At 66.5% G+C, this 17,419-nt stretch carries 13 protein-coding genes; 4 read left to right on the forward strand and 9 right to left on the reverse strand.

Going from position 1 to position 17,419, the window contains the following annotated elements:
- Positions 1-7: 7 nt before the first annotated feature.
- The 9 genes from paaK to paaA form a co-directional block, all read right to left on the reverse strand.
- Entirely contained in the window at positions 8-1,321 is a 1,314-nt protein-coding gene (gene paaK, locus AC3XQU_RS02445; protein ID WP_489872531.1) for a phenylacetate--CoA ligase PaaK, read from the reverse strand.
- Positions 1,322-1,356: 35 nt separating this feature from the next.
- A complete protein-coding gene (gene paaI, locus AC3XQU_RS02450) occupies positions 1,357-1,785 on the reverse strand; it encodes a hydroxyphenylacetyl-CoA thioesterase PaaI (RefSeq protein ID WP_489872532.1) in 429 nt (142 codons plus the stop codon).
- Positions 1,778-3,313: a 3-hydroxyacyl-CoA dehydrogenase PaaH gene (gene paaH, locus AC3XQU_RS02455; protein WP_489872533.1), complete on the reverse strand. Its 1,536-nt coding sequence runs from the start codon at positions 3,311-3,313 to the stop codon at positions 1,778-1,780. Before paaH ends, paaI begins: the two co-directional genes overlap by 8 nt.
- Before the next feature lie 3 nt (positions 3,314-3,316).
- Entirely contained in the window at positions 3,317-4,108 is a 792-nt protein-coding gene (gene paaG / locus AC3XQU_RS02460) for a 2-(1,2-epoxy-1,2-dihydrophenyl)acetyl-CoA isomerase PaaG (RefSeq protein WP_489872534.1), read from the reverse strand.
- 80 nt (positions 4,109-4,188) lie between these two features.
- A complete protein-coding gene (gene paaE / locus AC3XQU_RS02465) occupies positions 4,189-5,265 on the reverse strand; it encodes a 1,2-phenylacetyl-CoA epoxidase subunit PaaE (RefSeq protein WP_489872535.1) in 1,077 nt (358 codons plus the stop codon).
- Between the two features lie 16 nt (positions 5,266-5,281).
- Positions 5,282-5,794 (reverse strand): 1,2-phenylacetyl-CoA epoxidase subunit PaaD, encoded by a 513-nt coding sequence (gene paaD / locus AC3XQU_RS02470; protein ID WP_489872536.1) that lies wholly within the window; start codon positions 5,792-5,794, stop codon positions 5,282-5,284.
- The gene (gene paaC, locus AC3XQU_RS02475) at positions 5,794-6,555 is read right to left on the reverse strand and encodes a 1,2-phenylacetyl-CoA epoxidase subunit PaaC (RefSeq protein ID WP_489872537.1); all 762 of its coding nucleotides are present in this window, start codon (positions 6,553-6,555) and stop codon (positions 5,794-5,796) included. Before paaC ends, paaD begins: the two co-directional genes overlap by 1 nt.
- A gap of 8 nt (positions 6,556-6,563) precedes the next feature.
- The gene (gene paaB / locus AC3XQU_RS02480; RefSeq protein ID WP_489872538.1) at positions 6,564-6,848 is read right to left on the reverse strand and encodes a 1,2-phenylacetyl-CoA epoxidase subunit PaaB; all 285 of its coding nucleotides are present in this window, start codon (positions 6,846-6,848) and stop codon (positions 6,564-6,566) included.
- 21 nt (positions 6,849-6,869) lie between these two features.
- Complete coding sequence (gene paaA / locus AC3XQU_RS02485) at positions 6,870-7,859, reverse strand: 1,2-phenylacetyl-CoA epoxidase subunit PaaA (RefSeq protein ID WP_489872539.1); 990 nt, start codon at positions 7,857-7,859, stop codon at positions 6,870-6,872.
- Positions 7,860-7,953: 94 nt separating this feature from the next.
- Here paaA and paaX point away from each other — a divergent pair, with 94 nt between their 5' ends.
- The 4 genes from paaX to AC3XQU_RS02505 all read left to right on the forward strand — a co-directional run bounded on the left by paaX (position 7,954) and on the right by AC3XQU_RS02505 (position 17,358).
- Positions 7,954-8,895 carry a phenylacetic acid degradation operon negative regulatory protein PaaX gene (gene paaX, locus AC3XQU_RS02490; RefSeq protein WP_489872540.1) on the forward strand — a complete coding sequence of 314 codons (942 nt, stop codon included), beginning with the start codon at positions 7,954-7,956 and terminating at the stop codon, positions 8,893-8,895.
- Positions 8,896-8,955: 60 nt separating this feature from the next.
- Positions 8,956-10,095, forward strand: a complete 1,140-nt coding sequence (locus AC3XQU_RS02495; protein ID WP_489872541.1) for a M14 family metallopeptidase — start codon at positions 8,956-8,958, stop codon at positions 10,093-10,095.
- A 12-nt stretch (positions 10,096-10,107) separates the two neighbouring features.
- Entirely contained in the window at positions 10,108-10,344 is a 237-nt protein-coding gene (locus AC3XQU_RS02500; protein WP_489872542.1) for a hypothetical protein, read from the forward strand.
- 264 nt (positions 10,345-10,608) lie between these two features.
- A complete protein-coding gene (locus AC3XQU_RS02505) occupies positions 10,609-17,358 on the forward strand; it encodes a type I secretion C-terminal target domain-containing protein (protein ID WP_489872543.1) in 6,750 nt (2,249 codons plus the stop codon).
- Positions 17,359-17,419 lie beyond the last annotated feature (61 nt).

Here is a 17,419-nt window from a genome sequence, read left to right on the forward strand (position 1 = left end):
TGATTTTTCAGTGTTTCGGGCGCCGGTCGACCACGCGCCGGGCCTTGCCGGTCAGCGTGCGCTCGATGCCTTGCGGCGGCAGCAGGGTCACGCGCGTGGTCACGCCCACATGGGTCTTGATGCAGTGCTGGAGTTCGCGGCAAAGCGCCTCCACGTCGCCTGGCGACAGCGAAGAATCGCGCAGCTCGCCCAGCACCTCGAGCGTGTCGAGGTGGCCGTCGCGCGCCACCACCAGCTGGTATTGAGGCGCCAGCGCCGGCATTTTTAGAATGATCTCTTCGATCTGGCTCGGGAAGACGTTCACGCCGCGGATGATCAGCATGTCGTCCGAGCGGCCCGTGATGCGCGCCATGCGCCGCATCGCGCGCGAGGTTGGCGGCAGCAGGCGCGTCAGGTCGCGGGTGCGGTAGCGGATGATCGGCAGCGCTTCCTTGGACAGCGACGTGAATACCAGCTCGCCTTCTTCGCCATCGGGCAGCACTTCGCCGGTGTCGGGGTCGATGATCTCGGGATAGAAATGGTCTTCCCAGATGACCGGGCCATCCTTGCTCTCGATGCACTCGCTCGCCACGCCCGGGCCCATCACTTCGGACAGGCCGTAGATGTCAACCGCATCGATGCCGGCGCGCGCTTCGATCTCGCTGCGCATCGCATCGGTCCAGGGCTCGGCCCCGAAGATGCCGACCTTCAGCGAGGACTGGGCCGGGTCGATGCCCTGGCGCGCGAATTCCTCGATGATGTTGAGCATGTAGGACGGCGTGACCATGATGATCGAGGGCTGGAAGTCCTGGATCAGCTGCACCTGCTTTTCGGTCTGCCCGCCCGACATCGGGATCACCGTGCAGCCGAGCTTTTCGGCGCCGTAATGCGCGCCCAGGCCCCCGGTGAACAGGCCATAGCCATAGGAGATGTGCACCATGTCGCCGGCACGTCCACCGGCGGCGCGGATCGAGCGCGCCACCACGCCGGCCCAGGTGTCGATGTCGCGCTGGGTGTAGCCGACCACGGTGGCCTTGCCGGTGGTGCCGCTCGATGCGTGGATGCGCACCACCTGCTCGCGCGGCACGGCGAACAGGCCGAACGGATAGTTGTCGCGCAGGGTCTTCTTGTCGGTGAAGGGGAATTTCGCCAGGTCGGAAAGCGTTTTAAGGTCGCCGGGATGCACGCCGGCCGCGTCGAACGCGGCGCGGTAATGCGGCACGTTCTCGTAGGCGTGCTGGAGCGACCACTTCAGGCGCTCGAGCTGCAGGGCCTGCAGTTCGTCGCGGCTGGCGCGTTCGATCGGTTCCAGCTCGCCGAGGGCTGGGATTTTCTGGACCATCTCGACCTCCTGATCGTCGTGCGAAATGCCTGGTTTCAGGCCTCTGCCACCATCCCGCTCACGCGGTGCGACTTCCCGCGGAACAGCGCCACCGTACGGCCGTCCTGGTTGGTGACGGTGATGTCGTAGACGCCGGTCCTGCCCTGCAAGGCCTGCTCGACGCCCTCGGCCACCAGCACGTCGCCTTCGCGGCCCGGCGCCAGGTAATCGATGGTGCAGCCGGCGCCAACGGTATTGAAATTGTGCGAATTGCAGGCGAAGGCGAAGGCGCTATCGGCCAGCATGAAGATATAGCCGCCATGGCAGGTCGCATGCCCGTTGAGCATGTCGGCGCGCACCGGCATCGACATGCGCGCATAGCCCGGCCGGATAGAGTCGAGCGTCATGCCCAGCGCCTGGGTGGCCTGGTCGCGCTCGTACATGGTCTTGCCGGCCAGTTCGGCCAGCGCCTGCGGATCAAGCATGGAAGCGCCCTTCGGGATCAGCCGCCAGCTTGCGGCGCAGCAGCGGCGACACGCGGTAGCGGTCTTCGCCATAGGTGGCGGCCAGGTTCGACAGCACGGTGACGACCTGCTGCAGTCCGACGCTGTCGGCCCAGGCCAGCGGCCCGCGCGGGTAGTTCACGCCCTTCTGCATAGCGATGTCGACGGCGGCCGCGCTGCACACGCCCTGGTTGACGGCATCGGCCGCTTCGTTGGCCAGCATGGCGACGGTGCGCATCACGAGCATGCCCGGCACGTCGTCGAAACGCGTGACGGCAAAGCCGGCGGCCTGGAACATGCCGACGACGGCATGATAAGCCTCATCGCTGCACTGGTCGGCGCGCGCCAGCGCGATGCGCGTGGCCTTGGAGGCGTCGAGCAGCAGATCGAAGACGACGGTGTCCGGATGCCAGCTTTCGGCTGCGCGCTCGGTGGCGCTGCGGCCGTCGCTCAGGTAGACGGCCGCGCCCTGGCACACGAAGCCCGGCGTGCAGTCCAGCGTTTCTTCAGGCAACAGTTCGAAGCCGGCGCTGGCAAGACGTGCCGCCAGGGGAGCCAGCTGCGCGGACTCGCTGCCGACGATCGATACCGACCCTGGCCGGGCTTGCGGCGCTTCCGTCTGCACGGCCGGCTGCTCGACGCCTTCGCCATAGCGGTAGAAGCCACGGCCGGTCTTGCGGCCCAGGAAGCCGGCATTGACCAGCTCCTGCTGCAGGATCGAGGGCGTGAAGCGCGGGTCGCCGAAATAGGCGGCGTAGACGGAATTCGTCACCGAGAAGTTGACGTCGTGGCCGATCAGGTCCATCAGCTCGAAGGGACCCATGCGGAAACCGCCACAGTCGCGCATGACGGCATCGAGCGTGGCGTGGTCCGATGCCTGCTCGAGCAGCAGGCGCAGCGCCTCGGCGTAATAAGGACGGGCGACGCGGTTGACGATGAAGCCGGGCGTGGACTTTGCGTGCACCGGGTTCTTGCCCCAGGCTTCGGAGGTGGCGTAGACGGTGTCTGCCACGGCCTTGCCGGTGGCGATGCCACTGATGACTTCGACCAGCGCCATCAGGGGCACCGGATTGAAGAAGTGCATGCCGACCAGCCGTTCCGGACGGCGCAGCGGCGCGGCGATGGCGGTGACGGAAATCGACGAGGTATTGGTCGCCAGGATGCAGTCGTCGCCCACGATGCTTTCGAGTTGCGTGAACAGCGCGCGCTTGGCCTCGAGGTTCTCGACGATGGCTTCGACCACCAGCGCGGCGTCCTTGGCTTCCTGCAGCGTGGCGATGCGCGCCAGGCGCGCGTGCGCGGCCTCGGCGTCCGCCGCGCCCATGCGGCCTTTTTCGACCAGCTTGGCGTAGGTCTTGCCGATCTCCGCCACGGCCTTGTCGGCCGCTTCGATGCGGGTGTCGAACAGCAGCACCTGGTGGCCGGCGCTGGCCGCGACCTGCGCGATGCCGGAGCCCATGGCGCCGCTGCCGATCACCGCAACGATGCTGTCTTTCGGGAGTGCCTGCATGTCTTACTCTCCCTTGAAATGCGCCGGGCGCTTGGCGATGAAGGCAGCGACGCCTTCGCGGTAGTCGTGGGTGTAGCCCAGCTCGCGCATCATCTCGCCTTCCAGCTTGAGCTGTTCCGGCAGGGTGTTGGCGTAGCTGGCATTCAGCGCTTTTTTGGTAAAGGCGAGCCCTTTGGTGGGCGCGGCGGCGAAGTGCTCGGCCATGGCCATGGCCTGGTCCATCAGCGCTTCGTCCGGGACGCAGGCCCAGATCAGGCCCCACTGCTCGGCCTTCTCGGCGCTGAGCTTGTCGCCCAGCATGGCCAGGCCCGTGGCGCGCGCGTGGCCGATCAGGCGCGGCAAATGCCAGGTGCCGCCGGTGTCCGGGATCAGGCCGAGCTTGCAGAAGGCTTCGATGAAGCTGGCCGATTTCGCGGCCAGCACGATATCGCAGGCCAGCGCCAGGTTGGCGCCGGCGCCTGCGGCCACGCCGTTGACGGCGCAGATGACGGGCATGGGCAGGGTCTTGAGCGTCATGACCAGCGGGGCGTAGAACTTCTCGACGGATTCGCCGAGGTCCACGCCTTGCGCGCCCGGTTCGACCGCACGGTCGGACAGGTCTTGCCCGGCGCAGAAGCCCCGGCCGGCGCCGGTCAGCACCAGCACGCGGACGCGCTTGTCTGCCTGCAGCTTGTCCAGGGCGTCGCGCACTTCGAGGTGCATGGCCTGGGTGAAGCTGTTCAGGCGGTCCGGGCGGTTCAGGGTGAGTACGGCGATGCCGTTCTGGATCGTGAACTGAATGGATTCGTAGGTCATTGGTATCTCCAGATTTTTATTGTTATCTCTTGAGCCGTCGGCATTAAGGGCGGTGGTGAAAGCGAGCTCTGCGATTGCGCTTATTCGGCGATATCGAAATCGACGACCACCTTGTCGGTGATCGGGAAGCTCTGGCAGCTCAGGACGAACCCGCGTGCGACTTCGTAATCCTCCAGCGCATAGTTCACGTCCATCTCCACCTGCCCATCGAGCACCTTGCAGCGGCAGGTCGAGCACACGCCGCCCTTGCACGAGTAGCGCATGTCGATGCCGGCGCGCAGGCCGGCGTCCAGCAGCGACTCTTTATCCTTGTCCATCGTGAAGCTGGCGGCGCTGCCGTCCATGATCACGGTAACCTCGGTCAAATGCTGCACGCCCGCCTCGACCTTGCGCGGCTTGTGCTCGTGCTTGGGGATGCTGGCCGCGAACAGCTCGATGCGGATTTTTTCCTTGGCCAGGCCGGCTTCCTGCAGCGAGCGCGAGACGCCGTGCATCATGTCTTCGGGGCCGCAGATGAAGGCGACGTCGATGTCGCGGATGTCGATCCAGTGGCGCAGGAAGTGGCCGCATTTTTCTTCGGTGATGCGGCCGTTGAAGAGTTCAATGTCCTGCTGCTCGCGGCTCATCACATACACCAGCTTGAGCCGGTCCATGTAGCTGTCCTTGAGGTCGGTCAGCTCGTCGCGGAAGATCACGCTCGACGAGGCGCGGTTGCCGTAGACGATGGTGAAGCGGCTCTTCGGCTCGGCCAGCAGGGTGGTCTTGACGATCGAGAGGATGGGCGTGATGCCGCTGCCGGCGGCAAAGGCCAGGTAGTGGCGCTCGCTCTCGGGTTCGAGCGGCACGTTGAAGTGGCCCATCGGCGGCATCACGTCCAGCATGGCGCCGGGCGCAAGGTGTTCGTTGGCCCAGGTCGAGAACAGCCCGCCCGTGGTGCGCTTGATCGCCACACGGAGGCTGTCGTCCTGCACCGCGGAGCAGATCGAATAGGAACGGCGCACGTCTTCGCCGTCGATCATGGCGCGCAGGGTCAGGTGCTGGCCCTGCTGGTAGGCGAATTGGGCTTTCAGTTCAGGCGGCACGTCGAAGGTGACGGCGATCGCGTCGCGGGTCTCGTGCTTCACCTTGGCCACGGTGAGTGGATAGAATTTGCTCATGCTTCCTTCGGTGCTCTCAGTGGCACTTGAAATAATCGAAAGGCTCGCGGCAATCGAGGCACTTGTACAGCGCCTTGCATGGCGTCGAGCCGAATTCGCTCGTCAATTGGGTATGCGGCGAGCCGCAGTTCGGGCAGGAGACCTCGGGCGCGGCGCGGCGGCGGATGCCGGCGTGCAGGCCGCTGATGTCGATCGCCTGCTGCACGGGTGGCGCGATGCCGTAGCCCTTCAAGGCTGCCTTGCCGGCCTCGCTCATCCAGTCGGTGGTCCAGGCGGGAGCCAGGCGGCTGACGATGCGCACGTCGTCGATGCCCTTCGCCTGCAAGGCTTCCTTGACCGAATCGGCAATCACCTGCATCGCGGGGCAACCGGAATAGGTGGGCGTGATCGTGACCACGCAGGCATCGCCCTCGAACGCCACGTCGCGCACGATGCCCAAGTCCACCACCGAGATGACCGGGATCTCCGGATCGGCGACGTCGCCGAGCCAGGTCCAGACATCGTCGACCGTCACGCCCAGGGCCGTCATTACCACTGCGCTCCCGGATAGGCGCGCTGCAGGAACTGCATCTCGGCCAGGATGAAGCCGAGGCGCTCGGTGTGCCGGCCCTGCTTGCCGCCGCGCTGCATGTAGGCGTCCGGCGGAGGCATCGTCAAGGTGGCTTCGTTCAGCACGTCGGCCAGGTGGTCGAGGAACTGCTTGCGCAATGCTTCCGCGGCCGGGGCCACACCCTGCTCCACCATGGCCTGGTCGACTTCGTCGTAGAGGAACATCTCGCCGCTGTACATCCACAGCTCGTCCAGTGCGCTTTGCATCTTCGCGTGGCTGACCGGCGTGCCGTCGCCCAGGCGCACCACCAGGTCGCCCGAGCGGCGCAGGTGGTAGGTCACTTCCTTGATCGACTTCTGGGCGATCTCGGCGATGCGCGGGTCGGTCGAACGGGTCAGGCCATCCATCAGGAAGTAGTGCCAGGTATCGAACAGGAACTGCCGCATCATGACTTCGGCGTAGCTGCCGTTGGGCTGCTCGACCAGCTGGCAGTTGCGGTAATCCTGTGCGTCGCGGTGGAAGGCCAGGCGGTCTTCGTCGCGGCCACGGCCTTCGAGTTCGCCGGCATAGGTAAGCCACATGCGGGTCTGGCCCAGCAGGTCGAGGGCGACGTTGGACAGGGCCATGTCTTCTTCCAGCGCCGGGCCCTTGCCGCACAGCTGGCACAGCTGCTGGGACAGGATCAGGGCGTTGTCGCCCTGGCGCAGCAGGTAGTCGATTTTTGCAGTCGTCAGGTCCACGGCGCCGCTCACAGGTTCTTGACTTCTTCCGGCATCGGGAAGAAGGTCGGGTGGCGATATACCTTGCTGTTGGCCGGCTCGAACAGCGCTTCCTTGTCGTTCGGGCTGGAGGCGACGATGTCGACGGCGCGCACGACCCAGATCGAGACGCCTTCGTTGCGGCGCGTGTAGACGTCGCGCGCGTTATTCACCGCCATCTCGGCGTCGGGCGCGTGCAGGCTGCCCACGTGCTTGTGGGCCAGGCCGTGCTGGCTGCGGATGAAGACTTCCCACAGTGGCCATTCTTTGCTCATCTTGTCTCTCCGTGTATTTTTTTATGCGGCCGCCTTGGCAGCGGCTTTCTTCTCGGCGTGCGCCACCAGGGCGTCGCGGAACCACTCGCCGTCTTCGTAGGCCTTCACGCGGGTGCGCAGGCGCTCGCGGTTGCAGGGGCCGTTGCCCTTCAGGACGTTCTGGAATTCGCTCCAGTCGATCTCGCCGAAGTCGTACGAGCCGCGTGCTTCGTTCCATTTCAGGTCCGGGTCGGGAACCGTCAGGCCCAGGTATTCGATCTGCGGCACGGTCTGATCGACCATGCGCTGGCGCAGCTCGTCGTTCGAGAACAGCTTGATGCGCCAGGCGGCGGACTGCGCGCTGTTCACCGATTCGGCGTCCGATGGGCCGAACATCATCAAGGACGGCCACCACCAGCGATTCAGCGCATCCTGGGCCATCGCCTTCTGCTCGGGCGTGCCCTTGGCCAGGCTCATCATGATGTCGTAGCCCTGGCGCGCATGGAAGGACTCTTCCTTGCAGACGCGGATCATGGCGCGCGCGTACGGGCCGTACGAGCAGCGGCACAGCGGGATCTGGTTGATGATGGCCGAGCCGTCCACCAGCCAGCCGATGGCGCCCATGTCGGCCCAGCTCAGGGTCGGGTAATTGAAGATGCTCGAATACTTGGCCTTGCCCGAATGGAGGTTGGCGAGCAGTTCGTCGCGCGATACGCCCAGGGTTTCGGCGGCGCTGTACAGGTAGAGGCCATGGCCGGCTTCGTCCTGGATCTTGGCCAGCAGGACCGACTTGCGCTTGAGCGTCGGCGCGCGCGTGACCCAGTTGCCCTCGGGGAGCTGGCCGACGATCTCGCTGTGCGCGTGCTGCGAGATCTGGCGGATCAGGGTCTTGCGGTAGGCGTCGGGCATCCAGTCCTTGGCCTCGATCTTGATGCCGGCATCGATGCGCGCCTGGAACGCCGCTTCTTCCGCGCTCATGTCCTCTTCGGTACGGACTTTCTTCAGTCCGGTCTCCACCATCTGTGCGTACATGTTGGTTCTCCATTTGCAAACCTATCCAATCCATAATACGATACAAAAAATCAGATGTACACCGAAATTTTGAATCATATTGCGACGGATCCCCATGCAACCAGGCTCAAGCGGCGAATGGATCGCCCACCTCCTCGCGAGCGACCCGCCGCGCCATAAATCGCTGGTGATGACGCTCTGCGGCGACGCCATCGCCCCGCACGGCGGGGCCTTCTGGCTGGGCAGCATGATCGAGCTGCTGGGGCCACTGGGCGTGTCCGACCGGCTGGTGCGCACCAGCGTGTTCCGCCTGGTGCAGGAAGGCTGGCTGACCGCCAGCCGCGAGGGCCGCCGCAGCCGCTACGCGCTGGAGCCCAAGGCCCTGCCGCGCTTCGAGCGCGCCAACCGCCGCATCTATTCGGCGCCCGGCCTGCACTGGGACGGCCGCTGGAGTTTTGTCTTGGCCCCGAACGGCAGCATCGACGGCGACCTGCGCACGCTGCTGCGCAAGGAACTGGAGTGGGAAGGTTTTGCCATGCTGGCGACCGGCGTGATGGCCCATCCGGCGCCCGACCGCGACACCCTGCGCGAGATCCTGGCGCGCACCGGCGCCACCGGCCGCGTCTTCGTGTTCGAGGCGGCCGAGCTGCCCGGCGCCGGCTCGCGCTCGCTGGCGGAACTGGTGGGCGACGGCTGGGACCTGTCCGGCGTGATCGCCAGCTACCGGCAATTCATCGACAGCTTCACGCCGGTGCTGGCGCAATTGACGGCCCATGGCGCGGCCGGCCCGCAGGATGCCTTCGCCATCCGCAGCCTGCTGGTCCACGCCTACCGCCGGGTGCAGCTGCACGACCCGATGCTGCCGGTCGAGCTGCTGCCCGATCCGTGGCCGGGCTCGGACGCCTACGAGCTGGCCCGGCACATCTACCTGCTGACCCATGCCCAGGCCGAGCAGCACATCATGGCGATGCTGGCCAAGGAAGACCCGGCCACGCCGCCGGCCGACAGCGTGTTCTACGACCGTTTCGGCGGATTGCCGGCCGGATTGCATGAATAACAGCAGCGCCAGTGCGGTATCATCACGCTTTTCCGACCTCACCCAACAACAGGACATACCATGTCTATCAAGATCAGCAGCCAGTTCGACGCCGGCGCCATCGAGATCGTGAACGCCACGAGCGCCAACGCCATCGACCTGAACATCCGCAAGGACTCGCACGCCGAGATCATCCAGTGGTTCTACTTCCGCCTGCAGGGCGCGCAAGGCGAGGCGTGCACGATCCGCTTCCTGAACGCGGGCCAGGCCGCCTATCCGGCCGGCTGGGAAGGCTACCAGGCCATGGCCAGCTACGACCGCGTGAACTGGTTCCGCGTGCCGACCAGCTTCGACGGCGAGGTATTGAGCATCGAGCACACCCCGGGCATGGACAGCGTCTATTACGCCTATTTCGAGCCCTACTCGTGGGAACGCCACCTGGAGCTGCTCGATCGCGCCCAGATGTCGGAGAACGTGCGCATGCTCGACCTGGGCTCCACCGTCGACGGCCGCGACCTGAACATGCTGGTCATCGGCGAACCTGCGCCCGAAAAGAAGAAGGTCTGGGTCATCGCACGCCAGCACCCGGGCGAGACGATGGCCGAGTGGTTCGTCGAAGGCATGCTCGACGCCCTGCTCGACCCGGCGCATCCGTTCGGCCGCCAGCTGCTGAACGAATCCGTGTTCTACGTGGTGCCGAACATGAACCCGGACGGCTCGGTGCGCGGCAACCTGCGCACCAACGCGGCCGGCGCGAACCTGAACCGCGAGTGGATGAATCCGACCATGGAGCGCAGCCCGGAAGTGTTCCTGGTGCGCCAGAAGATGCACGAGATCGGCGTGGACATGTGCCTGGACGTGCACGGCGACGAAGGCCTGCCTTACGTCTTCGTGGCCGGCAGCGAATCCCTGCCGACCTGGAGCGCCGAACAGGCCGCGGCCCAGCAGCGCTTCATCGACGACTTCAAGATCGCCAGCCCGGACTTCCAGGACGTGCACGGCTACGGCCAGACCCCGTACACCGACGAGACCCTGACCATGGGATCGCCGCACATCACCCACGCCTTCGGCTGCCTGTCGCTCACGCTCGAGCTGCCGTTCAAGGACAACGCCAACGACCCGGACCCGCTGGTCGGCTGGGACGGCGCCCGCAGCGCACGCCTGGGCGCATCGGTGCTGCAGCCGGTCCTGAATACCGTGCGCGCGCTGCGCAACAAGTAAGAGGACGCCGCCATGACCGTATTTGCCGCATCCGTGTTCGACGCCACCGTCGTGTTCGAGGGCCAGGAACTGTTCAAGGGCCAGGGCTCGGCCAAGGCCTGGGCCGAGAAGGTGGCCAGGGAGCTCGAGACCGAGGTGGTGGTCGAGAAGATGGGCACCGGGTGGGTGCTCAAGGCAACCGTGGATGGCGAGCCGCGGACCTGGGGGATTTTCGGGCAGCGGCTGAGCAGGATCGAGCAGCCCGTCTAAGCTGCTGTAGCGGCACATGACACGACGCCCTGGCTTGCCGGGGCGTTGTTTTTTCTGGCGTGGACAAGCTGCGACAGCACCCTATCCGCGGTGCATAAAATTTCCTTTATTACATTTCTTTTGCTCGACAAACAATGTCTGTCGATGGGATAGTGACGCCTAGGAAATTCTAGCTCACCCATCCCCATGCCGATTCCCACACCGCCAGCTTCCTCTGCCAACGTGCTGAGTGCCAACGTACCCGCCACTGCGAGCAAGGAAGGCATGCCCATGCCGACCGGTTTTCCCAGCGATGGGCATCCGGCCGACCAGGACCTGGTCATCACCTTCGATGAGCCGATTGTCCTGTCCAAGGGCACGCTTACTATCTCGTGCAAGGGGATCGAGGTCGTGTATCCCGTGCTGAACAACCCAGCCATCCGGGTCGTGGGCAATACCCTCGTGTTCAATCCACCCGATACCCTGGCCTACTCTGCCCTGCACCACGTGACCATCAGCGGCGGCGCGATCCGCGATCTCGACGGCATGGAAGCGTATTACGGCGGGACGATCGACATGTCCTTCCGGACAGGACTGAGTCCTGTCCCGGTCACGGCAACCGGCACCGATGGCGCCGATGAGCTCCACGGCAGCGACCTCGCCGACAACCTGGCCGGCGGCCGCGGCCCCGATCTCCTGATGGGCTACGGCGGAGACGACATCCTCGCCGGCGGAGACGAAAGCGGCGGCTTCGACGACCGTGGCGACGGCATCGGCGGCGGCGACGGCAATGACCAGCTGTTCGGTAACGGCGGGGCGGACCGCCTGTTCGGCGACGCCGGCGACGACCGCCTCGACGGCGGCGACGGCGACGACTACCTGGTGGGCGGCGCCGGCAAGGACCTGATCGAGGCCGGCGCAGGCTGGGACGAACTCGAGGGCGGTGCGGGCGACGACATCCTGGACGGCGGCGCCGACAACGACAAGCTGACCGACCTGGAGGGCAACAACACGCTGCGCGGCGGCGACGGCATCGATACGCTCACGGGCGGCGGCGCCTCCTCCGGCCTGCTCGACGGCGGCGCCGGCGACGATGTCCTGAGCGGCTCCGGCGGCAACGATTATGCGGGCGGCGACGGCAACGACCTGATCACGATCGAGGCTGCCGCAGGCGAAACGAACAGCATCGCCGACGGCGGCGCGGGAAGCGACCAGTTCCAGTTTTCCTTCCTGCGGCAAAGCAGCGGTGTCATCACCGTAACGGGCGGCGCCAATGCCGATACCTATATGCTGTCCAACCGCGACGAGACCCGCGCCAGCAATGTCCAGCTGCGCGTGACCGACTTCGATCCGGCGGCCGGCGGCGACCGCATCGACCTCCTCGCCCTGCTGCCCGCCGGTTTCCAGGGCAATCCTTTCGCCACCGGACTGCTGCGCCTGGCCACCGACGGCGCCGATACCCTCATCGAGATCGCGCGCGTCGCGCCCGACACCGGCTACCTGCCGCTGCTGCGCCTGGTCGGTGTTCTTCCAGCACGGCTCACCGCGGCCAATTTCACCGGCGGCATCGATCCGGCCGGCGCCAGCAGCGGCTTGACCCTGACCGGCACCGATTACGCCGACACCCTGCAAGGCAGCGTGGCCGACGACCTGCTGCGCGGCCTGGCCGGCAACGACATCCTGCTCGGCGGCGGCGGCAAGGACCGCCTGGAAGGTGGAGATGGCGAAGACCGGATCGATGGCGAAGCAGGCGGCGACACCCTGGTCGGCGGCAATGGCTGGGATCGGCTGATCGATACCGGGGCCGACGGCGACCATACCTTGCAGGGCGAAGAAGGCAACGACACGCTCTCTGTCGCCAGTACCGGCACCAACCACCTGGACGGCGGCATCGGCGACGACAGCCTGGCAGGCGGCGCCGGCAACGACACCCTTGCCGGCGGCGACGGCAAGGATCTTCTCGTGGCCACCGGCGTCGGCAGCGCGGTGACGGTCTCTCTCGTTGGCGGCGCCGGTAACGATACGCTGCGCTTCACCGGCGACCTGGCGCGCGCCAGCCTCAGCGCCGAAGGCGGGACCGGCGCCGACAGCTTCGTGCTCGACGGCTTCCTCCCGAACCTGCTGGTCAAGGACTTCAGCACCGCCGATGGCGACAAGATCGACCTGCGGGCCTTGATACCCACCGGTTTCGGCGGCAATCCGTTCGGCCCCGCGGCCTACCTGTCGCTGGTCCAGTCCGGCAACGACACCCTGGTGTATGCCGACCGCGACGGCACCGGCGCGCTCGCGCCTGTCCTGGTGGCGACGCTCGCTGGTGTCCAGAAAAATACCCTGACCAGCGCCAGCATCGGTGGCGGTTACGCCCCGGACGGCAGCACTGCCGGCCTGCGCATCGACGGCACGGCGGGCCGCGATTTCCTCACGGGCGAAGCGCTGGACGATATCATCCGTGGCTTCGCCGGCGGCGATTACCTCTGGGGTGGCCTCGGCAACGACCTGCTCGAGGGCGGCGACGAACTCGATAGCGGCGACCACCTGTACGGCAATGAAGGCGACGACGTGCTGCGCGGCGGCCAGGGCTGGGACGAACTCGAAGGCGGCGGCGGCGACGACACGCTCGAGGGCGGCGCCGGCGGCGACATCCTGAAGGGCAATGCTGGCAACGACATCCTGCTCGGCGGCGACAACAACGACAATCTGCTCGACAACGAAGGCTACAACCTGCTCGACGGCGGGGCCGGCGACGACATCATCGGGGGCGCTGCGCCCGACCTGGGCGGCCCCGGCATCAAGTCGCGCATCCTCGGGGGCGAGGGCAACGACGATATCAAGGCCAGCGACACCATCGACCGCATCGAAGGCGGTGACGGCGACGACCATATCGCGACCTGGGCCCTGCACGGCGCCACGCGCTGGGACCAGGCGCTGCAGATCGATGCCGGCAGCGGCAATGACCGGATTACCCTGGGCATCACCGGAGGCAGTGTGCGTCCCATCGAAGCGAGTGGCGGCGCCGGACGCGACACCTATTCCTTCGACAGCTACGACTTCCCGCCGGTACTCACCGTCCTGGACTTCGAGACCGGCAACACGGGCGACATCCTGAGCGCCTATTCGGTTCTTGGCCAACTGGCCAATTCGTTCCAGGGCAATCCGTTCGGCGCAGCGGCCAGGCTGCAGCTCATCCAGCGTGGCGATGACGCCGTCCTGCAGTGCGACCCCGATGGCAGCGCCAGTGGCACGGCCTGGCTCGACGCCGTTATTTTCAAGGGCAAGACCGTGTCCGCATTCACTCCCGAGAATTTCATGGGCGTGGACCCTGGCGGCTCGTCGAAAGGCGACGACCGGCAAGGGACCGGCCAAGCCGACAGCATGTTCGGCGGGAATTTCGACGACACCCTGCGCGGCCTCGGCGGCAACGACACGCTGCATGGCCTCGGTGGCAACGACACGCTCTACGGCGACGACGGTAACGACACGCTGTACGGAAACGACGGCAATGACCGGCTCGAGGGCGGCGCGGGCGACGATGCGCTGCACGATTACAGCGGCAATAACGAGTTGTACGGTGGCGACGGCAATGACACGCTGACGGCGCTGAGCGACGGCGTCTATCTGCTCGACGGCGGTGCCGGCAATGACATTCTTGCGCTGCGCACCTCGGAAAACGGAAGCATCACCGCACGTGGCGGCAGCGGCGCCGACGTGTTCCAGCGCCACAGCGGCGACGGCAATGTCACGATCGCCGATTTCAGTACTGCCGACGGCGACCGGCTGGACATCAGCGGATTGTTCCCGTACGGCGTGGACGGCAATCCCTTCGGCCGTATCGGCTTGCTCAAGCTGGAGCAGTCCGGCAGCGACACCGTGCTCTCCCTGGACAGCGACGGCGCCACCGGCGCCGCGTTCGGCTTCCGCCCCATCGCGACGCTGGCCGGGGTCGATCTCAAGACGCTGACCGATGCGCACATCGTCGGGCAATACCACCCGAATGGCAGTTTTGCCGGGCAGACCCTTACCGGCACGGACAGGAACGATACGCTCACAGGCGGAGTGCGCGACGACGTCATCCGGGGCCAGGGTGGCGCCGACTGGATCGATGGCGACAATGGCGACGACCAGATCGACGGCGGCGACGAGACCGGCGCCGGCGACTACCTGCACGGCGGCGCCGGCAACGACATCCTGCGCGGCGGCAAAGGCGACGACCACCTGTACGGCGGCATGGGGTGGGACCGCCTCGAAGGCGGCGAGGGCAATGATTCTCTCGACGGCGACGATGGAGTGGACTTCCTGTATGGCGACGGCGGCGACGACGACCTGATCGATCGGTACGGGGCCGGCCTGGTCGACGGCGGCGACGGCGACGACCACATTCGCGCGGGCGTGCAGCTGGCCAGCCCCCATTCGGTGTCCGGCACCATGCTGGTGGCCGGCGGCGCAGGCAATGACCGCATCGATGCAGCGTACAGCGTGGGGGGCATCGACGCCGGCAGCGGCAACGACCGGATCGACCTCCTCGCCCACGGCGGCGCCGATGCCACGCACGTGCTGTACGTCACAGGCGGCGACGGCGACGACGTCGTCGTGCTGTATGGTGGCCAGGGCACGCGGCCGGTCGAAGCAACCGGCGGCGCCGGCCAGGACAGCTACCGCTTCGACTCGTTCGTCCGGCTTGCCTCACTGACGGTGACGGACTTCCAGGCAGGGGCTGGAGGCGATGTGCTCGACATCTCCGCGGTGTATCCGGATCTGCTGTTGCAGGACAATCCATTCGGCGCCTGGAACCTGCTGCGCCTGGTCCAGCGCGATGGCGACGCCGTCTTGCAGCGCAATGGCGCGCCGTCCCTCGCGCCGGCGCTATGGACCGATCTGGCTGTGCTGCGCAATACCTCCGCTACAGCGCTGACCGGCGACAACTTCAGCGATGGCGTGCGGCCGGACGGGTCACCCGGCGGCTGGGATCGCACCGGGACGCCGGCAGACGAGACCATGCTGGGCGGCCGCCTGAACGATCGCCTGCGCGGCGGCGGCGGCAACGACACGCTCACCGGTGGCGCAGGCGACGACACGCTCTCCGGCGGCGATGGCGCCGATACCCTGTACGGAAATGAAGGCAGCAACCTGCTCGAGGGCGGGTCCGGCGACGATCGGCTGTACGCCGACGGTATCGCCGACAAGCTGTCCGGCGGCGATGGCAACGATATCCTGAGCACGAGCGGCACCGGCTCAGTACTCGACGGCGGCGCCGGCAGCGATACCTTCCTGCTCGAGGCAAGACAGCCAGGCAGTATCCGCATCCTCGATTTCCAGGCAGGCGAAGGCGGCGATGTGCTCGACCTGAGCAAGCTGCTCCTGCCTGCCTGGGACGCCGCCAAGCCGAATCCGTTTTCGCCCGGCGGCCTGCTCAAGGCAACGCAGCTCGGCCAAGACACGGTGATACAGACCCGCGTGACGGACAACGGCATCACCAGCTATGAAGATCTCGTCGTGCTGGTCGGCGTCGACAAGACCGCCCTCGGCGCGATCAACATTGCCCTCGGCATCAATCCGGATGGCAGCACGCAGGGCAAGCGCATGCAGGGCACGCCCGACGCCGACCAGCTTACCGGGGGCTGGCTCGATGACAGCCTCCACGGCGGCAATGGCGACGATATCCTCGATGGCCATTACGGCAACGACACGCTCGACGGCGGGGCGGGCAATGACCGGTTGAGCGCCTATTCAGGCAGGGACAGGCTGCTCGGAGGCGCCGGCAACGACTTCCTGATCTCCTCGCGTCTTGCAACCACCCTGGACGGCGGCGACGGCGACGACATACTGCATGTCAGCTGGGAGCAGGCACCTGCGCCGGTTGCGCGTCCGGTCATGCTCGGAGGCGACGGCGACGATTTCTTCCAGGTTGCCGAAGGCTTGCCGACCGACTTTCAGGCTAGTGCGGCAGTCGCCACTGGCGGGGTGGGCCACGACATCTTCGCGGCGAGCCGCCAGGCATACACGGTGACCGATTTCGAGACGGGCGCCGACGGCGACACGATCTTCCTGAGCAACCTTTACACGGGCATGTCCGCTGCAGCCAAGGCCGACCCGTTCGGAAAAGGCTATCTCCGCCTGCTCCAGGACGGCGCTGATGTCCAGTTGCAGATCGACCGCGATGGCGCCGGTGGCGGCGCCGGTTTCGAGACCGTCCTTGTATTCAATGACGTCAAGGCCACCGATTTCACAGCTGACAATTTTGTCGAGGGCGTACAACCCGGAGCGGCTGTTCCGCCACCGCCGCCACCGCCGCCACCTCCTCCTCCTCCTCCTCCTCCTCCTCCTCCTCCTCCGCCGCCACCGCCAGTTGCCACCGCCCCACCGGTTACAAGCGTCGGCACGGGCGAAAGCGATCAGTTGATCGGCGGCGCCGGCAACGACCGCCTCGATGGAGGCGCGGGCAACGATGTCCTGTTCGGCGGCGCCGGCAGCGACACCCTGCTCGGCGGCGCCGGCATGGACAGCGCCCGCTACAGCAGCGCCAGGGAAAACTACACCATCAAGCGCACGTCCGACGGTTTCCAGGTGCTCGACAAGCGCAGCGTCGGCGACGGCAGCGACCTGCTCTCCGGCGTCGAGCGCCTCACCTTCACCGACGGCGCCATGGCCCTCGACATCGACGGCGTGGCCGGCCAGGCCTTCCGCATCTACCGCGCCGCGTTTGATCGCGCACCCGACCTGGGCGGCATGGGCTTCTGGCTCGCCAGCATGGACAAGGGCGCCACGGTGTACGACCTGGCCGTGGGCTTCGTGGCCTCGAAAGAGTTCGCCGACCTGTATGGTGCGGCGCCGACCAATGCGGAACTGGTCACGCGCCTGTACACCAACATCCTGCACCGCGCGCCGGAAGCGGCGGGCTACGCCTACTGGCTCGATATCCTCGACAGCAAGAAGGCCGACCTGGTGGGCGTGCTGGCGATGATCAGCGAGAGCGGCGAGAACGTCGATGGGGTGGCGGAGCTGATCGCGAACGGGATTCCGTTCACGCCTTACGGCTGACCGGCGCAGCACGGCAGGACCCTGAACGCCCCGTATTCCGGGGCGTTTTCCTTGGCCCGCA

The sequence above is a fragment of the Telluria sp. AZSoR62 genome (assembly GCF_058111565.1).